Source organism: Streptomyces sp. CRN 30, assembly GCF_034105845.1.
Genome location: NZ_JAVRHI010000028.1, coordinates 1 through 10709 on the forward strand (window position 1 = coordinate 1; position 10709 = coordinate 10709).

General features: G+C 72.2%; 8 protein-coding genes and 1 pseudogene. 2 read left to right on the top strand and 7 right to left on the bottom strand.

Translation table 11 applies throughout. The features are described 5' to 3' along the window. Nucleotides 1-147: 147 nt before the first annotated feature. The 4 genes from UW392_RS03080 to UW392_RS03095 all read right to left on the bottom strand — a co-directional run bounded on the left by UW392_RS03080 (nt 148) and on the right by UW392_RS03095 (nt 4688). A complete protein-coding gene (locus UW392_RS03080; protein ID WP_320773280.1) occupies nt 148-930 on the bottom strand; it encodes a GNAT family N-acetyltransferase in 783 nt (260 codons plus the stop codon). 316 nt (nt 931-1246) lie between these two features. Beyond that, on the bottom strand, nt 1247-1999 hold the full coding sequence (locus tag UW392_RS03085; protein ID WP_320773273.1) for a succinate dehydrogenase/fumarate reductase iron-sulfur subunit: 753 nt from the start codon (nt 1997-1999) through the stop codon (nt 1247-1249). After that, entirely contained in the window at nt 1996-3981 is a 1986-nt protein-coding gene (locus tag UW392_RS03090; RefSeq protein WP_320773274.1) for a fumarate reductase/succinate dehydrogenase flavoprotein subunit, read from the bottom strand. Before UW392_RS03090 ends, UW392_RS03085 begins: the two co-directional genes overlap by 4 nt. Before the next feature lie 2 nt (nt 3982-3983). Next, entirely contained in the window at nt 3984-4688 is a 705-nt protein-coding gene (locus UW392_RS03095; RefSeq protein WP_320773275.1) for a succinate dehydrogenase, read from the bottom strand. Nucleotides 4689-4782: 94 nt separating this feature from the next. On the opposite strand from UW392_RS03095, the gene UW392_RS03100 reads away from it, so the two are divergent. Beyond that, nucleotides 4783-5664 carry a LysR family transcriptional regulator gene (locus tag UW392_RS03100; RefSeq protein ID WP_320773276.1) on the top strand — a complete coding sequence of 294 codons (882 nt, stop codon included), beginning with the start codon at nt 4783-4785 and terminating at the stop codon, nt 5662-5664. 140 nt (nt 5665-5804) lie between these two features. On the opposite strand, the gene UW392_RS03105 is transcribed toward UW392_RS03100, so the two are convergent. From UW392_RS03105 to UW392_RS03115, 3 genes are all read right to left on the bottom strand, one after another. Then, nucleotides 5805-7949: a putative bifunctional diguanylate cyclase/phosphodiesterase gene (locus UW392_RS03105; protein WP_320773277.1), complete on the bottom strand. Its 2145-nt coding sequence runs from the start codon at nt 7947-7949 to the stop codon at nt 5805-5807. Beyond that, nucleotides 7946-8758, bottom strand: coding sequence for an SAM-dependent methyltransferase (locus tag UW392_RS03110; protein WP_320773278.1), 813 nt, complete (start codon nt 8756-8758; stop codon nt 7946-7948). Before UW392_RS03110 ends, UW392_RS03105 begins: the two co-directional genes overlap by 4 nt. 367 nt (nt 8759-9125) lie before the next feature. Then, on the bottom strand, nt 9126-10115 hold the full coding sequence (locus tag UW392_RS03115; RefSeq protein ID WP_320773279.1) for an SCO0930 family lipoprotein: 990 nt from the start codon (nt 10113-10115) through the stop codon (nt 9126-9128). Nucleotides 10116-10375: 260 nt separating this feature from the next. On the opposite strand from UW392_RS03115, the pseudogene UW392_RS03120 reads away from it, so the two are divergent. Beyond that, nucleotides 10376-10709: pseudogene (locus UW392_RS03120) on the top strand (hypothetical protein); the annotation flags it as partial.

Sequence of the window (10709 nt, forward strand, 5' to 3'; positions counted from 1 at the left end):
CCGCCGGTGTCCGGGCCGGCCGCACACAGGCGTGGGGCGTGCAGGGGGCGGCCGGCAGCCAGGCGCTGGTGGCCGGCGCGGGGCGCGGCGCCGGCACCGGGGGCGCGAGCAGGACCGCCGGAACCGCGGCCGCGCCGGTCAGGCCGCTCACGCCGGTACGAGCGACAGGAAGTGCCGCAGGTAGCGTGCGTCGACGCGGCGCATCGACAGCAGGACGAACAGGTCGGCGACGCCGAAGTCGGGGTCGTGGGCCGGGGGCGAGCAGACGTACGCGCCGAGGCGCAGGTAGCCGCGGAGCAGCGCCGGCAGTTCGGTGCGCCCGGAGCGGGCGGTGTCCTCGGTGACCCCGGCGTCCCAGGGGAGGAGCGGGCGCACCCGGTACTCCTCCGGCGCCAGGTGCTTGCTCCGTACCCGGTCCCAGGTGCCCGCGGCCAGGGCGCCGCCGTCGGCCAGCGGGATGGAGCAGCAGCCGGCCAGCCACTCGTGGCCGCGGGTGGTCATGTAGCGGGCGATGCCGGCCCAGATCAGGCCGACGACCGCGCCGTCGCGGTGGTCGGGGTGGACGCAGGACCGGCCGACCTCGACGAGGTGGGGGCGGAGTGCGTCGAGCGGGGCGAGGTCGAACTCGCTCTCCGAGTACAGGCGGCCGGCTACCGCGGCGCGGTCGGGCGGCAGCAGCCGGTAGGTGCCGACGACCTGGCCGGTGGTGGTGTCCTTGACCAGCAGGTGGTCGCAGTAGGTGTCGAAGGCGTCGATGTCGTGGCCCGGCTCGGGGGTGGCCAGCAGGGCGCCCATCTCGCCGGCGAAGACGTCGTGGCGCAGCCGCTGGGCGGCGCGGACGTCGGCCTCGTCGCGGGCGAGGGAGACGGTGTAGCGCGGGGTGCGGGACGGGGCCGTGGACGTGGCTGAGGACGTGGCCTGGGCGGGCATGGAGATCCGGCGGGCGCCGGATGCGGAGTTCGGGGATGCGTCGGGTGCGAGTGCGGGTGCGGGAACGCCGGTCATGGCTCTCTCCTGGTCGCGGCCGGTTTCGGCGGTGCGTCGGCGGACCGGTGACGAGCGGCGCGGTCCGCGCGCTCCAGTTCTCCCGACACCGGCTGACCTCGGCGTGACACATGACAAGAGCCGGGATGTGCGGTTGTTGAATGCCCGGGGCGGCCCGGTGGTGAGACGGGACCGGGAAAGAGCACCACTCCCGGTCCCGCCCGTCCGCACCCAGCCGGCGAACGTCCCTGTGGAGCGGGTGTCAGCGCTTGTTGCCCGCCTTGCGGGTCGCGCGCAGCCACTCCTTGTTCATGCCCGTGATGGACATCAGCGGAATGCCCTTGGGGCAGGCGGTGGCGCACTCCCCGGCGAGGGTGCAGCCGCCGAAGCCCTCCTCGTCCATCTGGGCCACCATGTCGAGCACCCGCGTCTCGCGCTCGGGCGCGCCCTGCGGGAGCACGTTGAGATGGTTGACCTTGGAGGAGGTGAACAGCATGGCCGAGCCGTTCGGGCAGGCGGCCACGCAGGCACCGCAGCCGATGCACTCGGCGTGCTCGAACGCGAAGTCGGCGTCCGGCTTCGGTACGGGCGTGGCGTGCGCCTCGGGCGCGGCGCCGGTCGGCGCGGTGATGTAGCCGCCGGCCTGGATGATCCGGTCGAAGGACGAGCGGTCCACGACCAGGTCCTTCACCACGGGGAAGGCCGCGGCGCGCCACGGCTCGACGTCGATCGTGTCGCCGTCGCGGAAGGACCGCATGTGGAGCTGGCAGGTCGTGGTGCGCTCGGGTCCGTGGGCGTCGCCGTTGATGACCAGGCTGCACGCGCCGCAGATGCCCTCGCGGCAGTCGTGGTCGAAGGCGACCGGGTCCTCGCCGCGGAGGATGAGCTCCTCGTTGAGGGTGTCGAGCATCTCCAGGAAGGACATGTCGGGTGAGATGTCGTCCACCTCGTACGTGGACATCGCTCCGTCGGCGCCGGCGTTCTTCTGCCGCCAGACGCGCAGGGTGAGCTTCATGCGTAGCTCCGCTGGGTGGGGTGGACGTACTCGAAGACCAGGTCTTCCTTGTGCAGGACGGGCGCAGCGCCCGCACTTGTGAACTCCCAGGCGGCCGCGTAGGCGAACTCCTCGTCCTTGCGCTCCGCCTCGCCCTCGGGACTCTGGGACTCCTCGCGGAAGTGGCCTCCGCAGGACTCGGAACGGTGGAGGGCGTCGAGGCACATGAGCTCGGCGAGCTCCAGGTAGTCGACGATCCGGTTGGCCTTCTCCAACGACTGGTTGAACTCCTCGCCGGTGCCGGGCACCTTGATCCGGCGCCAGAACTCCTCGCGGATCTGCGGGATGCGCTCCAGGGCCTTGCGCAGGCCGCTGTCGGTGCGGGCCATGCCGCAGAACTCCCACATCAGCTCGCCGAGTTCGCGGTGGAAGCTGTCGGGGGTGCGGTCGCCGTCGACGGCCAGCAGCATGCGCAGCCGGTCCTCGGTCTCGGCGATCACCTCCTGCACGTCGGGGTGCTCGTCGGTGAGCTCCTCGTCGGCGGCGCGGTGCGGGTTGCGGGCGAGGTAGTCGTTGATCGTGGACGGCAGTACGAAGTAGCCGTCGGCGAGGCCCTGCATCAGGGCGGAGGCGCCGAGGCGGTTCGCGCCGTGGTCGGAGAAGTTGGCCTCGCCGATCGCGAACAGGCCGGGGACGGTGGTCTGGAGGTCGTAGTCGACCCACAGTCCGCCCATCGTGTAGTGCACGGCCGGGTAGATGCGCATCGGCACCTCGTACGGATCCTCGTCGGTGATCCGCTGGTACATGTCGAAGAGGTTGCCGTACTTGGCCTCGACGGCCTTGCGGCCCATGCGCTGGATGGCGTCCGCGAAGTCCAGGTAGACGCCCTGGCCACCGGGGCCCACTCCCCTGCCCTCGTCGCAGACGTTCTTCGCGGCGCGGGAGGCGATGTCGCGGGGCACGAGGTTGCCGAAGGAGGGGTAGATGCGCTCCAGGTAGTAGTCGCGCTCGTCCTCGGGGATCTCGTGCGCCGGCCGGGTGTCGCCCTTGGCCTTCGGCACCCAGATGCGGCCGTCGTTGCGCAGCGACTCGCTCATCAGGGTGAGCTTCGACTGGTGGTCGCCGGTGCGCGGGATGCAGGTGGGGTGGATCTGGGTGAAGCAGGGGTTGGCGAAGTACGCGCCGCGCCGGTGCGCCCGCCAGATGGCGGTCGCGTTGGAGTTCATGGCGTTGGTCGACAGGTAGAAGACGTTGCCGTAGCCGCCGGAGGCGAGGACGACGGCGTCCGCGTAGTACGTGTCGATCTTCCCGGTGATCAGGTCGCGGGCGATGATTCCGCGGGCCCGTCCGTCGACCACGATCAGGTCGAGCATCTCGGTGCGCGGGTGCATCTCGATGTTCCCGGCCGCGATCTGCCTGCTGAGCGCCTGGTAGGCGCCGAGGAGGAGCTGCTGGCCCGTCTGGCCGCGGGCGTAGAAGGTGCGGGAGACCTGCACGCCGCCGAAGGAGCGGGTGTCGAGCAGACCGCCGTACTCGCGGGCGAACGGCACGCCCTGCGCGACGCACTGGTCGATGATCTCGACGGAGATCTGGGCGAGACGGTGCACGTTGGACTCGCGGGCGCGGAAGTCGCCGCCCTTGACCGTGTCGTAGAAGAGGCGGTGGATCGAGTCGCCGTCGTTGCGGTAGTTCTTCGCGGCGTTGATGCCGCCCTGCGCGGCGATGGAGTGGGCGCGGCGCGGGGAGTCCGAGTAGCAGAACTGGACGACGTGGTATCCCTGCTCGGCCAGCGTGGCGCCCGCGGCGCCGCCGGCCAGGCCGGTGCCGACCACGATCACGGTGTGCTTGCGCCGGTTGGCGGGGTTGACCAGCTTGGCCTCGAAGCGGCGCTTGTCCCAGCGCTCGTGGACGGGGCCCGCGGGCGCCTTGGTGTCGACGACCGGTTCCCCGGTCGTGTAGTCGGCGTACTCCGTGTACTGCTCGTCGGTCGCGTTGGAGGTCATGTTCAGCTCACCACTCCGGTCATCACGGCCACGGGTACGGAGACGAAGCCCATGGTCAGCACCAGCGCGAGCACGTTGGCGACTGTCTTCAGGGCACGGTCGCGGGTGCGGCTGCCCGCGCCGAGGGTCTGCGCGGCGCTCCAGAAGCCGTGCCGGACGTGCAGGCCCACCGCGAGCACCGCGACGATGTAGATGACGTTGCCGTACCAGGTGGAGAAGGTGTCGACCACGTTCTGGTACGGGTGCCCGGCCCGGAAGTCCGGGTGCACGGTGCCGGTGGTCAGGTCGAGGATGTGCCAGACGATGAACAGGGCGAGGATGATCCCGCCCCAGCGCATCGTGCGGGTGGCGTAGCTGGTGCGCGCCTTCTTGTGCACGTACTTGCTGGGGCGCGCCTTGATGTCGCGGCGGCTGAGCTGGTACGCGGCGGTGGCGTGGGCGACGACGGCCACGACGAGCACCACGCGGACGATCCACAGCGCCCACTCGTGGTGCAGGAAGGGCGCGCCGAGCGTGCGCAGCCAGTGCGCGTAGCCGTCGAACTCGGCGGCCCCGAAGAAGATCTTCAGGTTGCCGAGCATGTGGACGACCAGGTAGAGCAGCATGATCAGCCCGCTCACCGCCATGACGGTCTTCTTGCCGACGGAGCTGTCCCACACGGTGCGTGCCAAGGACGGCCGTCGGTCCGTCCGCGTTGCCAGAGCCATGCCACGAACGCTAGGGCCGTTCGGTCCCATCGGTCCAAGACATGCTGCGGCTCGATTCGATAGACAGGGGCTATCGTGGCGTTACGGTGGAGGGATGCAGTTCCAGCAGCTCCAGTACTTCGTGGCCGTGGCCGAGACCCGGCACTTCACCCGCGCGGCGGAGGTCGTGCACGTCGCGCAGCCCTCGCTGTCCCAGCAGATCAGGGCGCTGGAGCGGGAGCTGGGCGCGGACCTGTTCCGGCGGGCGCGCGGCAACATCACGCTCACCGACGCGGGCGAGGCCCTGCTGCCGCTGGCCCGCCGGATCCTCGCCGACGCCGACACGGCCCGGCAGGAGGTGGCCGAGCTGGTGCAGCTGCGGCGCGGCCGGGTGCGGCTCGGGGCGACCCCGAGCGTGTGCACGGGCCTGCTGCCGGACGTGCTGCGTGCCTTCCACGACCGCTACCCCGGCATCCGGCTGCTGGTCGAGGAGAGCGGCTCGCACGACCTCGTACGGGAACTCGCGCGCGGCTCCCTGGACCTCGCCCTCGTCGTCCTGCCGCTGCCCACGCCGTCGCCCGCGCTGACCACGGTGGAGGTGTTGCGGGAGGACCTGGTGGTGGTGTCGTCACCGGAGTCCCCGGCGCCCGGCGACGGCCGGCGGGTGCGGATCCCCGACCTGGAGGGTGAGCGCCTGGTGATGTTCCGGCACGGGTACGACCTGCGGGAGCTGACGGTCGCCGCGTGTCGCTCCGCGGGGTTCGAGCCGGACTTCGCGGTGGAGGGCGGGGAGATGGACGCGGTGCTGGGGTTCGTGCGGGCGGGGCTGGGGGTGGCCGTGGTGCCGCGGATGGTCGCCGCGCGGTCGGGGCAGGGGCTGCGGGTGACGCCTCTGGCGCGGCCCGGGTTGCATCGGACCATTGCGTTGGCCCATCGCAGTGATGTGGCTCCGCCTCGGGCTGCTCGGGAGTTGCAGCGGATGTTGTTGGAACGGTGAGCCTTCGGCCGGGTTCGGGTAGCGCCGTTCTGGTTGAGCTCCGTCGCGGGGTGCGGTTTGTCCTGGGCTGGTCGCGCAGTTCCCCGCGCCCCTGGAAGAAAAGGGGCTGCGCCCCCTTTTCTTCCAGGGGCGCGGCGCCCTCAGCTCGCGTCCACCAGCGCCAGGTCGTGCAGGCGGTCCGGGGGGCCCGGGCGGGCGTAGTACCAGCCCTGGGCCGTGTCGCAGCCCATGACGCGGAGCTGCTCGGCCTGGTGGCCGGTCTCCACGCCCTCCACCGTGACGGCGAGGTCCAGGCTGTGGGCGAGGGAGACGATGCCCTCGACGATCTTCTGGTCGACCGGGTCGGCCGGGAAGTGCTGCATGCCCCGGGTGAAGGAACGGTCCAGTTTCAGGACGCTCACCGGCAGCCTGCGCAGATTGGCCAGATTGGAGTAGCCCGTACCGAAGTCGTCCAGCGCGATGTCCACGCCCATCTCCGCCAGCCGCCGCAGCGGCCTCAGCACCTCGTCGTCGGCGCCGATCAGGGCCGACTCGGTGACCTCCAGGCACAGCGCGCCCGGCTCCACGCCCGCCCGCTCCAGGATGTCCACCGTCTCCTGGACCAGTCCGGGGTGGGTCAGCTGGCAGGGCGACAGGTTGACGTTGACGCGCAGCGGGCCCGAGTAGTCACCCCGCCGCTCCCGCTCCCGCCACTCCCGGGCCTGGCGCACCGACTGCTCCAGCACCCAGCGGCCCAGCGGCACGATCAGCCCGGTGTCCTCGGCCAGCGGGATGAAACGGTCCGGGCCGAGGACGCCGTGCTGCGGGTGCAGCCAGCGCACCAGCGCCTCGGCGCCGCGCACGCTGCCGTCGCCGAGGTGGACCAGCGGCTGGTACTCGATGAAGAACTCGCCCCGGTCCAGCGCCATGGGCAGCGCCATGGTGAGGGAGTGGCGGGTGATGGCGCGGGCGTCGGCCTCGGCGTCGGCGATCTCGTAGCGGTTGCCGCCCGCCGACTTGGCCCGGTACATGGTGATGTCCGCGCTGCGCAGCACCTCCGCCGCGCCGCGCTCCCCGGCCGGGCCCTCGACGATGCCGATGCTGCCGCGCACCAGGAGTTCCCGGCCCTCGATGCGGACCGGGGTGGCGAGCGCGCCGATGACGCGCTCGGCGAGCTCGTCGACCGCCTTCTGGGTGTCGGGCCCGGTGATCAGCGCCACGAACTCGTCGCCGCCGAGCCGGGCGACCATCTCGCCGGGCGCGGTCGCGCAGGCCTGCAGCCGGTCGGCGACCTCGACGAGCAGCCGGTCGCCGGCCGCGTGCCCGAGGCTGTCGTTGATCGCCTTGAAACCGTCCAGGTCCAGGTAGCAGAGCCCGAAGCGCTGCCCCTCGCCGGCGGCCAGGGCCTTCTCCAGGCGCTCGAAGAACAGCGTCCGGTTGGGCAGGCCGGTCAGCGCGTCGTGCGTGGCCTCGTAGCGCAGCCGGAGGTTGAGCAGCCGCCGCTCGGTGGTGTCCTCCATGAGGGCCAGCTGGTAGCGGGGTTCGCCGTCCGCGTCCCGCAGCAGGGAGACCGTGAGGTTGGTCCAGAGAACCGTTCCGTCGGGGCGGTTGAAGGCCTTCTCGACGTGGTAGTGCTCGCGCTCCCCGCGGACCAGCTCCTGGTACAGGCGCCAGACGTGGGGCGCGTCCTCGGGGTGGGACCAGTTCTCGACGTTGTGCCCGCGCAGGGTCCGCTCCGAGCCGCCGCCGAACATGCGCAGCAGCGCCCCGTTGACCTGGAGGATGGTGCCCTCGAGGTCGGCGATGCCGATGCCGATGGCGGCGCCCTCGAACACCGCGCGGAACCGGGCTTCGGTCGCGTGCAGCGCCCGCGCCACCGCTCCCTGGGCAGCCAGGGCGGCCGCCGAGATCGCCTCCTGCTCGGCCAGCGTCCGGTCCCGCAGCGCGGCCGCGTACCCGGCGGCCATGGCGTGCTGCAGGCGTGCGGCGCGGGCCCGCTGGTCCTCCGGGCGGCCCTCCCCGGCGCAGTACAGCACCAGGTAGGCGTCGACGCAGTCGAGCGAGCGGCTGAGGGCCTCCGGGTCGGTGCAGTGCTCGGCGACGAGCGCGGCGCCGACCGCCCGGCCCTCGTCGGGCTCGAAGGTCCGGGCCCGCAGCGCCTCGCTCAGCCTCCGGGCGAGCGGCACGAGACGCTGTTCGAACTCCGGCCGGGTGAGCGACGTGGAGGTCACCGGGAAGACCGCCCGGCTCCAGATCGTCGCGAACCGGCGCAGTCTGTCCTCCGGCCCGTCCGGCTCCGCGATCACGCCGTACGCCCCACGCCGGCGTAACCGGAGGAGGCATACGGGTCCTCGTCCTCCGGTGCCGTGTCCGGCCGCCACTTCCCCAGCGGCACCAGCCCGGGTTCCACCATGTCGTACCCCTCGAAGAACCGCGCGATGTCGTCGCGCGAACGCATGATCAGCGGATTGCGGATGTCCTCGTACACCCCGACGGCACCCCCGGCCCGCTCGGGCGGCAGCGGAATGCCCTCGTACGAGGCGTGTGTCACCACCAGCAGGCTGCCGGGCGCGAGCGCGTCGCGCAGCTGGGCCACCGCTCCGTACGGGTCGTCCGCGTCCTCCACGAAGTGAAGTATGGCAACGAGGAGCAAGGCAACCGGACGGTTCAGGTCGATCAGACGCTCGGTCAGGTGGCTCGTCAGGATCTGCCGGGGGTCCCGGAGGTCGGCCCCGAGCACGCCCGCGCCCTCGTCCCCCGCCAGCACGGCCTCGCTGTGCGCCACGGCCACCGGATCGTGGTCGACGTAGAGCACGCGCGCGTCGGGGACGGCCGCCCGGGCCACCTCGTGGACGCTGCCGAAGGTCGGGATGCCGGAACCGATGTCCAGGAACTGGGTGATGCCCTCACCGGCCGCGTACCGCACGGCGCGCCGCATGAACGCCCGGTTCGCCTGCATGATCTTGGGCATCCCCGGTATGGACTCCATCGCCCGGCGGGCCGCCTGCCGGTCGACCTCGAAGTTGTGCGAACCGCCCAGGTAGTAGTCGTACATCCGGGCCACGGACGGCACCGAGATGTCGATGCTCCGCGGGGCCCAGGCGGGACGGTCCATCAGTCTCTCCAACGCGTCAGGTGGGGCGCAGGGGTTCCGGTGTTCGAGCTGAGGCTACTGATCGGTCGCCAACAGGGCGAGTGAAAACGGAAATTGGCCGTCCGTTCCGTATCGCTGCCTCCTGCAAGGGCCGTTTTGTCGCCCGAGCCCCGCCGGCCCGGTCCGAGCGCCCCGGAAACGGCCCGGGAACGCCCCCGGGAACGCCCAAGTCCGCCTCCTCCGGGTGGGGGACGGAAGAGGCGGACCGGGGATCGTGTCCTGGCTGTACACATCCGGCACTCGGGCTGTCGATCACCTCCTCGGGGCCGGTGCGGTGGGTCGCGGTGCGGTCCGGGTGACCGCCCGCACGTACGGGGAGGGGGACCGGCTACTTCGGCTTGCCGACGGCCTTGCCCTCGGGCGAGATGGCGTACCAGGTGCCGCCGACACCCTGGCCGTTGGTGTCGCCGGGCTCCTTGTCGCCCGCGAAGGTGTAGAGCGGCCAGCAGTCGATGCTCTGCTGCTTCAGCCCGTCCGGGCGGTCGAGGACGACGTAGCCCCGCCGACCGTCGTTCTTGTTGTCGATGCCCTTGGTGTCGGCGGCGTCGACCGGGGCGACGACCGGCCACTTCTCCAGGCAGGCACCGGTGCAGGCCGACGTCATCGGCCAGGGCGTGTCCTTCTCGAAGCGGTAGACCGTCATGCCGTTCGCGTCGACCACGACCTCGCCCAGTTCCGGGTCGACCCGGGTCGACAGGCCGGGCAGGTCGCCGCCCGCTTCCCCGCCCGTGTCATCGCCCGCCCCGGCCCCGCCGCCGGCGGCGGCCTTCTTGCCGTCGGGGGCCGACGCGTACCAGATGTTGCCCACCCCCTGGCCCTTGACGTCGCCGGCCTTGGTGTCCTTGGCGTACCGGTACATGGGCCAGCCGCCGACGGTCAGCTGTTTGCTGCCGTCGGCGCGGGTGACCTCGCCGAGCAGCGCCTTGTCGATCCCCTCGGCCGCCGTCGCGCCCGAGGCGGGCACGGGCGGCCAGGCGGTGGCGCAGTCGGCCTCGCAGGTCGTCTTCGGCGGCTGCGCCGTGTCCTCGTCGAAGCGGTAGAGGGTGAACCCGGCGCCGTCGGTGAGGACCTGGCCGTACTCGGCGCTGCTGCGTACCGCGAGCGCGCCCGCCGGGGCTCCTTCGGCGGCTCCGCCCTGACCGGCGGCGGCCGGGGCGGAGCCGTAGCCGCTGGGGGCGCTGCCCGCACCGGCGGGGGAGGCGGCGCCCACGTTCTGGCTGCTCGACGGCGTGCCCTGGTCCTGACCGCACGCCGTCGTCAGCGCGAGCACGCACGCAGCCGCTGCCGCGAGTGTGGCGCTCCGCCAGGAGGTGTTCATCGTCGACTCCCCGTGATCCTCTGGGTGGTGCGGCGCTCTGCTGCGCCGCCGCTGGCCCTAGGTACGGGCGGATGTGGCGGGTGTGTTCAACCACCTCCCGGATTTCTTTCCGGCCCCGTGACGGCCTCCGTACGGCGGGCCGCGGGACGGCCGTTCCGTGCGCACGGCCATCAACTTCCCGCACCGCGCGTGTCCTTCGTTCGGGGCAATCACCTCGCGCTCCCGCGTGGACGGGCCCGCGGGCGCCGAGTATCTCCGTCGTGCACGGACCCCAGCGGACCCGATCCGCACCAGCCGTACGGTTGTTCGCGCTGCTCACCCTGGCCTGGCTGTTCGCCGGCACGCCCGGCGGGACGGCCGTCGCCGACTCCTGTGCGTCCGCCGCCGCCGGCCCCGGCGGGCACGGAACGATCGCCGTGGCGCTCGCGGGCACCACCACCTGCGTCCCGGTCGAACCGGCCCCCGTCCATCCGCTCCCCCCACCACCGCCCTCCTGGTGTCCGCCCGGACCGACACCGCACCCCCCGCACACCCCCGCGCCGCACCCCACGCATCCGCCCCGGCCGCGACCGACGCCGACGCACCCGCCGGCAC